The sequence below is a fragment of the Paenibacillus sp. UNC217MF genome (genome assembly GCF_000686865.1).
GTDB classification, from domain to species: Bacteria; Bacillota; Bacilli; order Paenibacillales; family Paenibacillaceae; genus Paenibacillus_B; species Paenibacillus_B suaedae.
This window is the reverse complement of record NZ_JMLT01000003.1, coordinates 606,592-622,084: the sequence shown is the minus strand read 5'-3', so window position 1 is coordinate 622,084 and position 15,493 is coordinate 606,592. Positions and strand designations below refer to the sequence as shown.

The 15,493-nt window shown below is 47.9% G+C and carries 14 protein-coding genes; 12 read left to right on the top strand and 2 right to left on the bottom strand.

Features of this window, described 5'->3' with window-relative positions; all coding sequences use genetic code 11:
* Positions 1-93: 93 nt before the first annotated feature.
* The 12 genes from BP95_RS0103000 to BP95_RS0102940 all read left to right on the top strand — a co-directional run bounded on the left by BP95_RS0103000 (position 94) and on the right by BP95_RS0102940 (position 10,945).
* Entirely contained in the window at positions 94-1,191 is a 1,098-nt protein-coding gene (locus BP95_RS0103000) for an ABC transporter substrate-binding protein (RefSeq protein WP_021256972.1), read from the top strand.
* Positions 1,192-1,221: 30 nt separating this feature from the next.
* The gene (locus tag BP95_RS0102995) at positions 1,222-2,331 is read left to right on the top strand and encodes an ABC transporter ATP-binding protein (RefSeq protein WP_021256971.1); all 1,110 of its coding nucleotides are present in this window, start codon (positions 1,222-1,224) and stop codon (positions 2,329-2,331) included.
* Positions 2,332-2,334: 3 nt separating this feature from the next.
* Positions 2,335-3,198, top strand: coding sequence for an ABC transporter permease (locus BP95_RS0102990; RefSeq protein ID WP_021256970.1), 864 nt, complete (start codon positions 2,335-2,337; stop codon positions 3,196-3,198).
* Positions 3,195-4,013 (top strand): ABC transporter permease, encoded by an 819-nt coding sequence (locus BP95_RS0102985; protein ID WP_021256969.1) that lies wholly within the window; start codon positions 3,195-3,197, stop codon positions 4,011-4,013. The genes BP95_RS0102990 and BP95_RS0102985 overlap by 4 nt, the downstream gene beginning before the upstream one ends.
* A 16-nt stretch (positions 4,014-4,029) precedes the next feature.
* Complete coding sequence (locus tag BP95_RS0102980) at positions 4,030-5,166, top strand: M20 family metallopeptidase (protein WP_021256968.1); 1,137 nt, start codon at positions 4,030-4,032, stop codon at positions 5,164-5,166.
* 38 nt (positions 5,167-5,204) lie between these two features.
* Positions 5,205-6,638: an NAD-dependent malic enzyme gene (locus tag BP95_RS0102975; protein ID WP_021256967.1), complete on the top strand. Its 1,434-nt coding sequence runs from the start codon at positions 5,205-5,207 to the stop codon at positions 6,636-6,638.
* A 10-nt stretch (positions 6,639-6,648) separates the two neighbouring features.
* A complete protein-coding gene (gene sda / locus BP95_RS34170; protein ID WP_081677094.1) occupies positions 6,649-6,789 on the top strand; it encodes a sporulation histidine kinase inhibitor Sda in 141 nt (46 codons plus the stop codon).
* A 397-nt stretch (positions 6,790-7,186) separates the two neighbouring features.
* Positions 7,187-8,233: an ABC transporter substrate-binding protein gene (locus BP95_RS0102965; RefSeq protein ID WP_021256966.1), complete on the top strand. Its 1,047-nt coding sequence runs from the start codon at positions 7,187-7,189 to the stop codon at positions 8,231-8,233.
* A 231-nt stretch (positions 8,234-8,464) separates the two neighbouring features.
* Positions 8,465-9,376 carry an ABC transporter permease gene (locus BP95_RS0102960; protein WP_090511471.1) on the top strand — a complete coding sequence of 304 codons (912 nt, stop codon included), beginning with the start codon at positions 8,465-8,467 and terminating at the stop codon, positions 9,374-9,376.
* Positions 9,377-9,378: 2 nt separating this feature from the next.
* Positions 9,379-10,176 (top strand): ABC transporter ATP-binding protein, encoded by a 798-nt coding sequence (locus BP95_RS0102955; protein WP_028531370.1) that lies wholly within the window; start codon positions 9,379-9,381, stop codon positions 10,174-10,176.
* Between the two features lie 108 nt (positions 10,177-10,284).
* Positions 10,285-10,422 carry a hypothetical protein gene (locus tag BP95_RS33455; protein ID WP_162833952.1) on the top strand — a complete coding sequence of 46 codons (138 nt, stop codon included), beginning with the start codon at positions 10,285-10,287 and terminating at the stop codon, positions 10,420-10,422.
* A gap of 334 nt (positions 10,423-10,756) precedes the next feature.
* Positions 10,757-10,945 (top strand): hypothetical protein, encoded by a 189-nt coding sequence (locus BP95_RS0102940; protein WP_021256963.1) that lies wholly within the window; start codon positions 10,757-10,759, stop codon positions 10,943-10,945.
* 81 nt (positions 10,946-11,026) lie between these two features.
* Here BP95_RS0102940 and BP95_RS29435 read toward each other — a convergent pair whose 3' ends face one another.
* Together BP95_RS29435 and BP95_RS0102930 are read right to left on the bottom strand one after the other, a co-directional pair.
* On the bottom strand, positions 11,027-13,141 hold the full coding sequence (locus BP95_RS29435) for an ABC transporter ATP-binding protein (protein WP_051613981.1): 2,115 nt from the start codon (positions 13,139-13,141) through the stop codon (positions 11,027-11,029).
* Between the two features lie 24 nt (positions 13,142-13,165).
* Positions 13,166-14,902, bottom strand: coding sequence for an ABC transporter ATP-binding protein (locus BP95_RS0102930; RefSeq protein WP_028531369.1), 1,737 nt, complete (start codon positions 14,900-14,902; stop codon positions 13,166-13,168).
* Between the last annotated feature and the right edge of the window lie 591 nt (positions 14,903-15,493).

Genomic DNA, 15,493 nt, shown 5'->3' with positions numbered 1-15,493 from the left:
GAACATACCATGCCCCTATGCTAAAATCAAACCAAGATTCACCAATTATAAACACTGTTCACGAATAGTGAACAAATTTGGGGGAGGAATACAATGAAAGCACGTCGCTGGGCATCATTGATATTAACTTTAACCTTGATCGGCTCTTTGTTGGCTGCTTGCGGATCTTCAAATTCCAGCAGCAAAGATGGAAGCGGTTCCAATGGTTCGTCTGTGGAAGGTGAATTGGTTATCGCCGGGAATGGAGCTACGGTGGAGACCTTGATGAAGGACGAAATTTTCAAAAAGTTCAATGAAAAATACCCAGACGTAAAGCTGTCCTATGTATCGGGCGTATCGACAGATATTGTGGCCAAGGTCACGGCGCAGCAGGGATCTCCGCAAATTGATGTAGCCGTCATTGAAGGTGGCGAGCAGGAGGCAGGCCGCGAGAAGGGACTATGGGAAGCACTCGATCCTGCACAGATTCCGAACATGTCCAAAGTTGACGAACAACTGAAGATCAATGAAAACAGCGGCGTAACGGTCAACTATACCCCAATGGGCATCTCATACAATGTCAAGCTGGTGAAGGAGAAGGGACTGCCTGTACCGGAGTCTTGGAATGATCTTGCTCTTCCTGCCATGAAGGGAAATATTACGCTGACAGAAATGTCGAGCAACTTCGGCCGTTCAGCCACCATTATGCTTGCTTATGCCAATGGCGGTTCTGAGAAGGACATGGCTGCAGGCTTCGATAAGCTGAAGACGATTGCAGGTTATATGCCGACATTCGCGAAGACCGCGGCTCAGCTGCAGCAGAATTTGCAAAATAATACGGCAGCCTATACAGCTTGGACGATGGCAAGAAGTATCGTACAGAAGGATCAAGGCGTGGACTTGCAGTTCGTCATTCCGAAAGAAGGCGCCAACATCGTGCCGAACGTCGCTTCCCTAATCAAGGGTGCGAAGCATCCTAATGCGGCCAAAGCATTCATCGATTTCCTTCTGACGGATGAAGTTCAGACGCTGTATGCGACGAAATTGTATTACAACACGGCTGTTGATGTGAAGCTGCCTGAGGATACAGCGAAGCTGCTTGATTTTGATAAAAGTAAAATTGTGAAATTTGACTATGGTGTCATTAGTGACAATACGAAGCAATGGCTCGATCAGTTCAATAAGGAAGTAGCGCCTCTCGTAGGTAAATAACTTATAGATAATTAGGATGGAGGATAGCTCATGACGATCACGTACGACGTAGAATTGCAGGGCGTTCATAAGCGCTTCGGTGGAACGGTCGTCGTTGACAATTTCAACTTGGGAGTGGAACGGGGAGAGTGTGTTACTTTCCTCGGGCCTTCGGGTTGTGGGAAGACGACGACATTAAATATGATCGCCGGCTTCTTAGAACCGGATGGAGGAGAACTGCGAATTAAAGGCAAACCCATGCATGGTGTCCCAGCGAATAAACGAGACCTCGGCATGGTATTTCAGACGTACTCGTTATTTCCGCATATGACAGTGGGGGAAAATGTTGCATACGGCTTGAAGCTGAGAAAGACATCGAAATCGGAGATGGCGGATCGCGTGAAGAAGGTGCTTGATCTCGTGAAGCTTCCGCATGTCATTGATCGATATCCGAAGCAATTGTCAGGAGGACAGCGGCAGCGGATCGCTATCGCACGGGCACTTGTGACGGAGCCGTCACTGCTGCTGCTGGATGAACCGCTTAGTAATCTCGATGCGAAGCTAAGAGAGGAATTGCGGGAGGAAATGAAGCGTCTGCAGCAGGAAATCGGCGTAACGACGATATTTGTTACACATGATCAAGAAGAAGCAATGTATCTCTCGGATCGAATTGTCGTGCTCGATCACGGAGCCGTAGAGCAGATTGGGACTCCCGAGCAAATCTATCATGAGCCGGCCTCAGCGTTCGTGCATGAGTTTATTGGCAAATCCAATCGCTTCGAAGCTACTGTCGTTGCTGTAAACGATCATTGGGGGGAGCTGCGTACAGCAGGAGGAATAAGGCTAAAGGCTGAACGGAATGGATACTCGTTCAAGGAAGGAGAGCAGGTGCTCGCTTATGTCCGGCCTGAACATATTCGAATGGAAGCAGCACGATCGGAAGCTGGAGATTCCTCGAATGAATCCAATTGCTCACATGGAGCTGTTTCGCTGGTGTCCTTCCTTGGTTCGTATGGAGAGATGGTTGTACGAACAGCCGATGGTTTGATCAGTGTGCGAACTCATTCCCAGCGTCGTCATCAGCATGTGTCAGACGAACAGCTGGTGAAGCTTACATGGGATGAGCAAGATGTCATCGTCTTCCCGCGGAAGGAGGGCTAGCATATGGCGAAGCCCGCAGGAAGTAAGTCTTGGGCAGCTCTACTGCTGCTTGTTCCCAGCCTGATCGTGATATTGGGTGTATTTGTACTGCCGATGCTGTACATGTTCGTAATTAGCATTCGTGAAGATGGAGGAACCGGTGCATTTACACTGGAGCAATATGCATTATTTTTTCAAGATCCATACTATGTAGAGGTGCTGTGGCGGACAATCAAGCTTAGTCTGTACACAGTTATCGTGTGCCTGCTACTTGGCTATCCCGTAGCCATGTATATGGCGCAGGCAACGCCCAAAATGCGGGGATTCATTACGTTTCTCATTATTTCTCCTCATCTTATTAGCGTCGTCATCCGGAATTTCGGCTGGGTGGTCATCTTAGGCGACGATGGCTTCATTAATAACACCCTTATCTCGCTAGGAGTAATTGAGAAACCGCTGCGTCTGTTGTACAACGAACTTGGCGTCGTTATCGGTCTTGCAGATTCATTAATTGTCTATATGGTACTTGCGATTGCAACGAGCCTATATGCAGTAGATGCTTCCCTGTATAAGGCCGCAGGGATACTAGGTGCTTCCCGTTCGCGGATGTTCTTCAGTGTGACGCTGCCGCTAAGCATGCCTGGCATATTTGCCGGCACGACGCTTGTGTTCAGCTTGGCGATGAGTGCCTTTGTCACGCCTGCACTTATGGGGGGGACATCTGTGAAGGTAATGCCGGTTATCGCCTACGAGAAGATGATGGCTGCCTATGATTGGTCGCTTGGCGCAGCGCTTGCCTTTTTGCTTCTTGGCTCGACGCTTGGCCTCGTGGCTCTATTTACACGATTGGTTGAGACGAAACGATATAAGGAGGTGTTCTCGTCATGATGAACGAATCGAAACGATTTCGAATTTCGCCGCTTGGCATCATTACGTTTCTCGTCGTTCTAATGGTCATATCGCCGCTCCTTATTATCGTGCCCACCTCATTTACTTCGACGGGGGTACTTCGCTTTCCACCAGAGGGCTTTTCGCTGCAGTGGTATGTGAAAATTTTTGACCGTCCAGAGTTCATTGAGTCATTTTGGGTAAGTGTGAAGCTGGCATCCATTACAGCTGTAATCGCGACAATCATTGGTACACTGGCTGCATTCGCACTGCACAAATATAAGCCCAAGGGGAGTGGAGCGATCAACGCGCTGCTCTTGTCCCCATTGACAGTACCTTCCTTGATTATAGGGATATCTGCACTTCTATTTTTTACGAGAATTGGACTTGCTGGTACCTTTACGGGGTTGCTGCTCTCTCATATCTTGATCTCGGTACCATACGTCGTACGGCTTGTGCTGACCGGGCTCAGTTCCTTCGATTATACATTGGAGCGGGCGGCGGCTATTCTAGGTGCGAATCCGATTCGCACGTTTTGGGACATTACCCTGCCAGTTATTCGGCCTGCTATTTTCTCAGGAATGGTGTTTGCGTTTCTGACGTCATTCGATAATGTCACGGTATCCTTATTCTTAATATCTCCATCAACGACAACACTTCCGATGGCTATCTTCAATTATATGCAGGAATCGTTAACACCGCTTGTCGCGTCTATTTCTTCCATCATGATATTGCTAAGTCTCGTATTTATCTTCATCTTAGAACGGGTGTACGGGTTGGATCGATTGTTCGGCTCCAATTCGCAATCCCATTAAGGCAGGTAAAGTAGATATGAAATTCATAGAGCAATTGGAACGGTGGCTGCCCGAAATGCTTGCCCTGCTGGAGCAGAGTGTGAATATGGATTCTCCATCAACGAATAAAGTGTTAACCGACCGGATGATAGATTGGTATGAGGATTGCTTCAAGAAGGAACTTGGTGCAGTAGTAGAACGAGTTCCGAATGATAGATATGGAGATAGGCTCGTCGTTCGTGTAGGCAGCGGTCCGAGGAACATATTGCTCGTGGGCCATGCGGATACTGTATGGCCTGCGGGAGAGACGAAGAGAAGGCCATTCCGCGTAGACAGCAAACGGGCTTACGGGCCTGGTGTATATGATATGAAGGCGAGCTTGATCCAAGCATTATTTGCGATAAAAATTCTACAATTTACAAACAGACTTCCCGAACAGCTATCAATTGTGTTATTAATTAATAGTGATGAAGAAATTGGAAGTCCAACTTCGCGACAATGGATTGAATTCTATGCGAGAGACTGCGAGGCGGCCTTCGTGCTAGAGCCACCGATGGAGCCTACTGGAGCATTGAAGACAGCTCGCAAGGGTAGTGGTCGATTCTATCTATCTGTTGAGGGACAAGCAGCACATGCGGGTGTCAATCCCGAATCGGGCGTATCTGCTGTCGAAGAGTTAGCACATCAAATTATTCAACTTCACCGTATGTCGGACCCAGAACGCGGCATACATGTGAACGTTGGTAAAATAAGCGGTGGAATTGGAGCCAATGTGGTAGCAGATTATGCCGAAGCAGACATTGATGTGCGCGTCCGGACGATGGAAGATTTCAATCAATTTGTAGAGAGGATTCATGGACTTGCTTCAATTCATCCCGATGTTCGTCTCCGATTGACTGGAGACATGAATCGTCCCCCTATGGAGCGGACAGATTCGATTGCGAAGCTGTATCAGATAGCTAGAGAAGCAGCGAAAGAACAATTGAACTTGGAGTTGGAGGAGACAAGCACGGGCGGTGTAAGCGACGGGAATTTCATAGCAGCATGTGGAGCACCAACGCTCGATGGATTAGGTGTGCGCGGAGATGGCGCACATTCACCGTCGGAATTTATTTGGCTGCATGAGCTGCCGCGTCGAACTGCATTGTTGGCTAGTATACTGGAACGTCTGTAACGTTAAGGAAGCAGTTGATTCAGGGGAGAGTGCAAGCCATGGCCAAGTCACTAGGTTCAAGCACGAATATTATTATTCGAATGGAAATTGACAAGCATGTATGTACATTTGCTCAGATTGCAGCAGCAATCGGCGAGAGCGGCGGGGATATTGTTGCGATAGACGTCATTCGCGGCACACCGGCATTTACAGTACGAGACGTTACGGTCAATGTGTATGATGGCAGTGTAGGTGATCGCATTGTACAGCGGTTGAAGCAGCTGAAGGGTGTTACGATCGTGAACGTCTCGGATCAGACATTCCTGATGCACCTCGGCGGCAAGATTGAAATGACCCCGAAAGTACCGATTCGTAACCGTGACGATCTGTCACGCGTGTATACGCCAGGTGTTGCCCGTGTATGTATGGCCATCCACGAAGATCCTAACCGCGCCTATACGTTGACGATTAAGCGGGATACGGTTGCCGTCATCTCGGATGGAACGGCAGTGCTGGGGCTTGGCAATATTGGAGCACTGGCAGCAATGCCAGTTATGGAAGGGAAGGCAATGCTGTTCAAGCAGTTTGCCAATGTAGATGCTTTCCCGATCTGTCTGGATACGCAGGACACGGAAGAAATCATACGAACGATTGAAGCGATTGCGCCGGCATTTGGCGGCATTAACTTGGAAGACATATCGGCACCGCGCTGCTTTGAAATTGAGCAGAGATTAAGCGAGAAATTGGATATTCCTATTTTCCACGATGATCAGCATGGTACATCTGTAGTCATGCTGGCGGGAATTCTCAATGCGTTGCGCATCGTTGGCAAGTCGATCGAGGATTGCAAGATTGTGCTGTGCGGCGTAGGTGCAGCCGGAATGGCATGCACGGAGATGCTGCTCACAGCAGGAGTTGTGAATATCATTGGTGTCGATCGTCAGGGTGCGCTAGTACGCGATACCGTGTATGAAAATGAAGCATGGAATCGGTACGCATCGAAGACAAATCCGAACTTAGAGAGCGGTTCTCTGAGTGATGTTATCCGAGGTGCGGATGTATTTATCGGCGTATCCGGGCCAGGTGTATTGAAGAGAGAGGATGTCATGACAATGGCTTCCGACCCAATCGTATTTGCTATGGCCAATCCGACTCCAGAAATCGATCCGGACGAAATCGAAGATATTGCTCGCATTATTGCAACAGGCCGTTCGGATTACCCGAACCAAATCAATAATGTTCTCTGTTTCCCAGGGCTGTTCCGCGGCGTGCTGGATTGCCGTGCGTCCAAGGTGACAGAACGTATGAAGCTGGCAGCGGCACATGCAATTGCTGAAGTTGTACCTGCCGATGAGCTGAATGAACTCTATATCATTCCGAGCGTCTTTAATGCACAAGTTGTGCCGAAGGTTCGTGATGCGGTCGTAGATGCGGCCTATGCGGATGGCGTGGCACGCAGACGTGATTACAGAGACGTGAACAAAGGGGTATAATCTACACGTTATGTACACGTTATTGACCGACGAATCACTACAAGAAGCTTATCAGGAAGCTGTTCGTATGCAATTGGAGGCTACATTTGTCGATATGCTTCTTGCTGAAATTGAATATCGTAGGAAGCGGATAAGTCTCGAGGCTTCCTGATGCACCTTGTTCTGCTTGCGTTTCATGCTTAGAAATACATTTGAAAACAATCATACATGACAGCCACTCTTTCAAACTACGATGTCTGAAGGGGTGGCTGTTTTATATGTAGGACAGCGATTATTTAAAAAGTAGAGAAAAACACAAAAAAATGAAATAAAATACTAGAAAATGCCATATTTATCAAACGTTATTATTGACGAGTTGGAATATGTAGGTACAATATGCCTATAACGCGTTACTTGGATCATGCTTTTAAGCTTTTGTGGTTTTATGCTTTTATGTGATAAATCATTTTTGTTGAAATTGACCACTGCTAACAACATTAGTGTTGTGGTGAACCAAGAAAAAATGATAGTTTACAAGAATTTATGATGTGAAAGGGAGAATGGTCATGATGAAATCTCGTCTTCATCTTGTTATGGCTGCAATTATGTCGCTTCTGATGCTGTTTGCAGCTGCATGTGGGAATGGTGGATCTGCCAATAATGCCACTAGTGAAGGGAGCGGAGGAGCTAAGGGCTCTGCTGAAGGCAAGAAAGTCAAAATTGGCATTACCCAGATTGTCAATCATGCATCCCTCGATGAGGCCTATAAAGGCTTCGTTCAAGCATTAAAGGATAATGGTTATGTCGAAGGAGAGAACTTAGTACTGGATTATCAGAATGCTCAGGGTGATCAGACAAATGCAGCTACGATCGCGCAGAAATTCGCGACGGGCGGAGTGGATCTCATTTTAGGGATTGGCACATCGGTTTCTCAAGCTGCAGCGAAGGAGACGAAGGATATTCCTGTGCTGTTTACGGCGGTTACGGATCCTGTAGGAGCGGGTCTTGTGCAGAGCATGGAGAGCCCTGGCGGCAATGTGACGGGAACGACAGATCTGCATCCAGAAGCGATCTCCAAGTTGATGGAGTTCATTAAGGACAATGTCAAAGATATTGCATCAGTAGGCATCATCGCGAATGAAGGCGAGCAAAACACCGTAGTCAATGTCCAGAAAGCTGAGGAAGCTCTAACAAAGCTCGGGTTGTCGGTTGTCAAAGCCCCTGTAACGAATAGCTCGGAAGTGAAGCAAGCTGCGGAATCGCTTATTGGCAAGGTGCAGGCCATTTATGTTCCTTCTGATAATACAGTCGTAAGTGCGTTGAACTCGGTTATTGGTGTGGGCAATGACAATAAGATTCCGGTGTTCGTTGCAGAGAAAGACTCAGTAAAGAACGGCGGTGTTGCTTCCTTCGGCTTCGAATATTTCGATCTAGGTTATACGACCGGCAAGATGGCTGTTGAAATCCTCAAGGACGGCAAGAAACCGGCTGATGTTTCCGCTCGTATTCCTGAATCTCTCGATTTGGCGTTGAACCTGAAGGCTGCAGCTGCTCAAGGATTCGATGTATCGGATGCGATGAAGCAGCAGGTCAAGCCGGAGAACTTGTTCCAATAAAGACGGAATGCATTGCTTCGCTGCACATGCGGAAGACGAAAGAGAGCAGAATCATGCTTTACCGAACCGTTCTATGAGGCATTAATCGCGCATCAAGTGTAAGCAGGCAGCCGCACTACATACGGCCTGTACGATAACGGCTTGGCGACCGCGATCATAAGTGGTCGTTCGGGTTGATTTCGATACGGGCCGTTCGTTCATTTATACGAATCGAGGAAGGAGCGATGGCTCGTGGATGGATTTGGATTAGCGATGCTGAAATCGGCCGAGTTAGGTGTGTTATATGCTGTAATGGCGTTAGGGGTATACTTAACATTTCGCATACTTGATTTCCCGGATTTAACGGTAGACGGAAGCTTTACGACGGGTGCAGCGATCGCTGCATTATCAATAACTTCGGGCATATCGCCTTGGATTGGTACGCTGCTTGCATTTCTCGGTGGTGGAATTGCAGGCATGATTACGGGTCTTATTCATACGAAGGGGAAAATCAACGCACTTCTATCTGGCATATTGATGATGATTGCTTTGCATTCCATTAATTTGCGGATTATGGGCAAGGCCAATATTGGCCTGATGCAGAATGAAACGCTGCTGACGCCTCTATCGCATGGATTTACGCTGCTTTTGGTAATGGGAGCATTTGCGCTGCTTATTAAATTTGGTCTGGACTGGTTTTTGCGTACGGAAATTGGTTTGTCACTGCGCGCGACGGGGAACAACCCGCGGATGATTCGCAGCTTCGGTGTGCATACCGACAATACGATTATTCTTGGCGTCAGTCTCTCGAATGCACTTGTTGCTCTATCAGGCGCACTTGTTGCGCAATCCCAAGGGTTCGCGGATATCCAATCCGGGGTAGGCATGATTGTTGTGGGGCTGGCCTCTGTCATTATCGGTGAGGCGATATTTGGCCATCGCACGATCATGCGTGCTACGCTAGCTGTGGTGCTAGGTGCTGTTCTGTATCGGGTCATTATCGCAATTGCTTTGCGAATGCAAATGAATGCAACCGATTTGAAGCTGCTCACATCAATTATCGTTATTATTGCCTTAACGATACCGATGATTCGCAAGTCATGGAATCAACGTCGTGCAAGCAAGCTTCGTGCTATCCAGATGATTCAAAAGGGTGGTGAATAGAGATGCTGCATGTCAATCAAGTAAGTAAGTTTTTTAATGCGAATACGGCTGATGAGAAGATGGCATTGTCTCATATTCAACTGCATTTACAACCTGGCGACTTCGTTACGGTTATTGGCAGCAATGGTGCAGGCAAATCGACCCTAATGAATATTATTTCCGGAGTGATCGCGCCTGATGTAGGTAGCGTCTCGTTAGATGGTCATGAGGTAACATCCATGTCAGAACATCGCCGGAGTCGCTGGATCGGTCGTGTGTTCCAAGACCCGATGGCTGGAACGGCACCGGATATGACGATTGAGGAGAATATGTCCATTGCCCTGCGCCGTGCAACGAGACGGGGGCTGGGATTCGGTGTTACGCGCGCTCGCCGAACCTTGTTCAAAGAGGAATTGTCCAGACTTAAGCTTGGTTTGGAGAATCGCTTGAACGCTAAGGTGGGATTATTATCTGGCGGTGAGCGCCAAGCCTTAAGCTTATTGATGGCCACGTTCACGCAGCCTAGTATCTTGCTGCTTGATGAGCATACGGCAGCCCTTGATCCCGGCCGAGCTGAGCTTATTACTCGACTAACAGAAGAGATTGTGCGAGCATCAGCGCTTACTACACTCATGGTAACACACAACATGGAGCAGGCCATACGGCTAGGCAATCGCCTTATCATGATGGATAAGGGGAAAATCGTGCTTGATATTCCAGCGAAGTCGAAGCAGACATTAACGGTAGATTCCTTGCTTCGCGAGTTCGAGCGTGTTCGTGGGGAGAAATTCGTGGATGATCGGGTTGTGCTCGGAGGATAGTCCCAAGATATGTTTGAAGATACTTGAAGAAATCCTACAGGAATTAGATCGGCATAAGACGTTATAAATGTGAGGTAAGCGGGAAGTCTATAAGTGGAGGTGAGTAATATGCCGCATAACAAAGCGCAGCGAATTCATCAACAACAGAATCAGGCCAGCGTCATGGAGGAGCAGGTAACTCCGAAGCTAGGCAAGATTGCCCACCGGGCAGCAAGCTTGAACCAGATTCCGAAGCAGCAAGGCTAGACGGATACTCATTCATTATATGATGCCTGATGCCTCGTACTTCCGGAAGAAGGAATAAACTTGCGTGCAATGCTGACCTTCCCAACTCATGGATGACAGACGACAAAGCACAAGACAAAGGAGTGTAAACAAATGGCACATAAACAACAAGGACATTCCCGTCAAAATACGACGACGCGTACTTCAGATGCCAATAATGCAAAAGGCAAACACAAGTAACTGCAATAACAATTAAGCATGTATACAGGAATCATGTTGGCTTATCCTCGATATTGCAGTTATGAAGTATTGCCGTTCCTGTTGTCTAACGCCTTTCAAGGAGGATGCCAAATCGATGGATCATCTGAATCTGGAGAGCGACTACTCCTGCTCTCAGGCAAGTACCGATTTGCCGCAGCTTAAGGCAGAACTTGAATCGCTTCGTTCAAAGGCGATTGGAGGCATGTCTTATGATCTGGAGCAGGAACTCAATCGAGTAGAGAATCAAATCCACTTTATTAAAAATAAGTGTTCCCTGCGTTAACTGATTGTACGTTCAGAAAGAGCGTTCACCATGTCTGCTTATGCAGACGTAGTGAACGCTCTTCTTATTGATTATGATCGATTAGGTCGTAGGGACAGCAGAAGCCGAACTCGTGCCAAGCTTCGTACTGGATAAAACTGCTGCGGTATGCTCTATAGGTGCAGCGACTGAACCTTGCTGGAGCTGGTACATCTTATAGTAACGTCCTTGCAGTTCCATAAGCTCATCATGGGAGCCTTGTTCTACAATCTCACCACGATGGAGCACAAGAATCACATCCGCACTGCGAATCGTCGATAAGCGGTGGGCGATGATGAATGTGGTACGTCCACGCTTCAATACATCGAGTGCCTCTTGAATCAGAGCCTCTGTTTCCGTATCAATGTTCGCAGTTGCCTCATCCAAGATTAAGATGGAAGGCTGGAACGCTAGAGCACGGGCGAAGGAAATCAACTGACGCTGTCCGGCTGAGAGTGTGCTTCCCTTCTCGATAACGGTCTCATCAATACCGTTCGGAAGCTGCTTCAATATTCGATCTGCGCCGACGGCCTTCAAGGCGTCCTCCACCTGTTGGCGCGAAATGCGCGGATCGCCGAGACTGACATTGCTGGCGATTGTTCCGGTGAAGAGGAACGGATCTTGCAGCACGATTCCCATATGCTCGCGAATCCATTGCTTCGGAACGCTCGTGATAGGCGTACCGTCAATGCGGATTTCCCCTTTTTGCGGGTCGTAGAAACGGAAGAGCAAGTTCATTATTGAGCTCTTTCCGGAACCAGTATGGCCGACGAGAGCAACCGTCTGTCCTGGCTTCGCCTCGAAATTGATGTTCTTCAAGACGTAATCTTCCTTATAAGCGAAGGAGACGCTGTCAAACTCAACATGCCCCTTATAGCGCGGCATGGAGCCTTCGTCGAGCTCTTCACCATATTCATCCATGAGCTCGAAGACGCGCCCAGCCGAGACGATGGATGAATCGAGATTGGCCAGTTGGTTCACCATTCCGATAATTGGATGGAACAAGCGGTTCAACAGATCGGTGAATGCATACAGCACGCCGAGCGTGATGATCCCGGAGCCGTTCAAGGAAGCGCCGGCGAAATACCAGAGCACAACCGCAAATGCGATGTTGCGCAGTACATTAACCAAGTTGTGCGAGGTGAATGCATTCAAGTTCAGCATCTTATTCTGGTACGTAAAGTACTCGTCGTTCATGGCATTGAATTCATCCATTGTGTGACGCTGACGGCGGAATGCACGAATGACAGGCATCCCTTGGATCGATTCGTTGATCATGGCGTTAATGGAGCTCAGTCGCGAACGAATGATCTTGTTGTAGCGAGTAGCGAACTTACGGTACAGAATAACCCACAATACGATAAGTGGCAGCACGAACATGCAGACGAGCGCCAACTTTACATCCAAGATGAACAGTGCGACATAAATACCGGATATCGTAATGATCCCAGATGTGAAATTCGCTAGTACGGAGACGAACAAGTCTTTCACTGCTTCGGTATCATTAGTTACACGTGAGACAACCTTCCCTGCGGGCAGGTTATCGAAGTACGGGATTGGCAGACGCTGCACATGGGCATAGACATCGCCGCGAAGTGTTCGAATAACTCGGTTCGCAGCCGTCTGTAAGCCAAGTGTCTTGCCGAAGCTCATGAAGATACTCACGACAAGCAATCCAAAATAGAGAGCCATCAACTTCACGATGCTTGCAATCTCCGGCTCGTAGAAATGCAATATCTCTTGCAGAGACATGACGATAGCAGGGGAGCTATAAGCCTTATCGCCCGTTCCGATCGTCAAGGTTCCATCCTTGAATATCCGATCACCCGTTGCTTGTTCAGGAATGTGTCCATTCACGAATAGGAATTGGGAGCCGACTTGCAGAATGCGTGCTTCGGCGCCTTTCTCCTCGCCAGGCTCAAAACGATCCTCGCGCTTTAAGGTACGTCCTTCGTATGTGATGGCACCCTCTGCTAGCGCATTAACTTCATAATAGGGCTTCTCAATCCCCAAGATATGCTTATCGATAATCGTCTTGGCGATGAATGGGCCGGACAGCTCTGCCGCCACGGCCAGCGCCAACATGAGTAGTGCAAGTATGAACGTACCTTTATATTTCAACGCATAGCGCCATAATCGTCTGCCTACATGACGAGGCGCTTCTTTTTGTTGTTCCATTTCCACGGTGTATTTCCTCCCTTCTTACAATCCAGACTCCAATTGCTGGCGGTCATACTGTTCCTTATACCAGCCGCCTTGCTGGAGCAGTTGCTCGTGCGTGCCTTGCTCGACGATGCGTCCGTCATCCATGACAATAATCATATCTGCATGCTCGATGGCAGACAGACGGTGTGTGGTAATGAGTGTCGTCTTGCCGGCACGCTGCTCACGAATATTCTTAATAATATTCGCTTCTGTCCGTGCATCTACCGCAGAGAGGGCATCATCCAAAATAAGCACTTCTGGGTCTTTAATGAAGGCACGTGCCAGAGATACACGCTGCTTCTGACCGCCAGACAGCGCCACACCTTTCTCACCAACGATCGTGTCGATACCGTTGACCAGGGTAGGAAGGTCATGTGTGAAGGAGGCCGTATCGATGGCATTCATCACATCTTGTTCCGTACCATGTTCTGAACCGTGTAGAATATTTTCTTTCACGGTCTTTGAGAATAGAATTTGCTCCTGCGGCACATAACCGATCCAGCTGTGGAGTTGATCCATTGGAATTTGATCGAGCGGCACATCATTAATTAAGAACTGACCATTTCCAATCGGGTATTCCCGCAGCAATTGTTTAATGAACGTTGACTTGCCGCTGCCGGTACGCCCGACAATGCCCAACGTCTGACCTTTGCGCAGCGTAAGTGAAATGTCCTCCAGATTAGGCACCGTCGACGATGGATACTGGAATTTGTAATGCTTCCAAGTAAAAGTCGCTGGAACATCGACTTCCTTCGGTTGCGCTGCATCCTGTACATCTGGGGTGTAATGAAGAACTTCGTTTACCCGATCCATTGCGGCATTCCCGCGCTGCATAACATTGATAAGTTCTCCTATGGCAAACATTGGCCAGATCATAAATCCAAGGTACATATTGAATGTCAGCAATTCACCTAGTGTCATCTCATTATGAATAATCAGATAAGCACCGAATCCAAGCCCGATCATATAGCTAAGTCCGATAAACAAGCGAATAACCGGATCGAACAACGCGTCAATTTTGGCAACAGCGACATTCTTCTCATACACGTCCTGTACGATGTTGCGGAAGTGCTGTTCATCTGATTTCTCTTGTACATAGGCGCGAAGTACGCGCACACCGCCAACTGATTCGAGCACCTGATCATTCATTTTGCCGAACGCATCCTGTGCAATGGTGTAGCGCTCATGAATCTTCTTGCCGAATATCTTCATTGCGATGGCGATGAAGGGCAGCGGGAGCAGCACCGCAAGTGTCAGCTTCCACTGCATAATAAGCATTGCGACAAGCACGGTCGCGAGAAATGCAGTCGAGTCGGTTAAGGTAAGCATGCCGAAGCCAGTTGTCATGGCAACGGAACGCAGGTCATTCGTTGATCGAGCCATTAAGTCGCCTGTACGATTCTTCTCGAAGAACGGAGGCGTCATCTTCAAGAACTGGCGCATCAGCTTGGAGCGCAGCTTGCGCTCCACAAGGTTGGCTCCGCCGAAGATTTGATACATCCATACATACGTAATTCCATAAATGATAACCATGGAACCGAGAATGTAAAATAGGTACTTCGTAAGAGATTGCCACGTGATCGCACCTGTTACGATCTCATCGATAGCATTACCAAGCAGTCGGGGAGGCAGAAGTTCAAGTATGCCTACTGCGATGAGCAGGGTTACCCCGATTAAGTATCTCGTTTTGTGTTCTTTAAAGAACCAGCCGAGCTTTCCTAGTACGGAAAACATACATTCACATCCTTTGTCATTTGTTGCAGATTGATCGTCAGACAATAAAAAAAGGGCATACCGTTCGTAAACGATATCCCTTGTTGAATAAGGTCATATGTACGAGCGGTGAGCGCCCGTTGTCCAATCCTGATTCCACGATCCGAAATCCATCATGGCACTTGATTGGCGATTACCCAATCAGTACCTCATGATCTATCGAAATGGATTCATTCTTCCGTTCGATCTAATGGTTAGAAACCAGTCAGATCGCTCGGTTCAGCAGGGCTCCACTGATATGAAATTGCTTGTGCTGCGTTATCAATGTGTTGATTTAGCAATTGTACTGTCAACATGGAGTTTACCTGCCTTTCTGCATCAATTTAGTTGGACGATTCATTGTTATCGTCCTGTCTGCTTGTTGATTCTAGCACTGTGGATGAAATATTGTCAATCATTTTGTTGCACAAATTTAACATTTGACGTGCCTAATCCCATCGATCATATATGCTGCTCAACTGCTAATATGCGGCAGCTAAAACAGCTGCTATGCGAGAAAAATAGCCCTAATAGGTGATTTGCCGTATATCAGGAATCATCGTATGATGAAGA

Coding starts and splice junctions, on each gene's coding strand:
- BP95_RS0103000 (WP_021256972.1), top strand. CDS start 94: ATGAAAGCACGTCGCTGGGCATCATTGATATTAACTTTAACCTTGATC.
- BP95_RS0102995 (WP_021256971.1), top strand. CDS start 1,222: ATGACGATCACGTACGACGTAGAATTGCAGGGCGTTCATAAGCGCTTC.
- BP95_RS0102990 (WP_021256970.1), top strand. CDS start 2,335: ATGGCGAAGCCCGCAGGAAGTAAGTCTTGGGCAGCTCTACTGCTGCTT.
- BP95_RS0102985 (WP_021256969.1), top strand. CDS start 3,195: ATGATGAACGAATCGAAACGATTTCGAATTTCGCCGCTTGGCATCATT.
- BP95_RS0102980 (WP_021256968.1), top strand. CDS start 4,030: ATGAAATTCATAGAGCAATTGGAACGGTGGCTGCCCGAAATGCTTGCC.
- BP95_RS0102975 (WP_021256967.1), top strand. CDS start 5,205: ATGGCCAAGTCACTAGGTTCAAGCACGAATATTATTATTCGAATGGAA.
- sda (WP_081677094.1), top strand. CDS start 6,649: ATGTACACGTTATTGACCGACGAATCACTACAAGAAGCTTATCAGGAA.
- BP95_RS0102965 (WP_021256966.1), top strand. CDS start 7,187: ATGAAATCTCGTCTTCATCTTGTTATGGCTGCAATTATGTCGCTTCTG.
- BP95_RS0102955 (WP_028531370.1), top strand. CDS start 9,379: ATGCTGCATGTCAATCAAGTAAGTAAGTTTTTTAATGCGAATACGGCT.
- BP95_RS33455 (WP_162833952.1), top strand. CDS start 10,285: ATGCCGCATAACAAAGCGCAGCGAATTCATCAACAACAGAATCAGGCC.
- BP95_RS0102940 (WP_021256963.1), top strand. CDS start 10,757: ATGGATCATCTGAATCTGGAGAGCGACTACTCCTGCTCTCAGGCAAGT.
- BP95_RS29435 (WP_051613981.1), bottom strand. CDS start 13,141: ATGGAACAACAAAAAGAAGCGCCTCGTCATGTAGGCAGACGATTATGG.
- BP95_RS0102930 (WP_028531369.1), bottom strand. CDS start 14,902: ATGTTTTCCGTACTAGGAAAGCTCGGCTGGTTCTTTAAAGAACACAAA.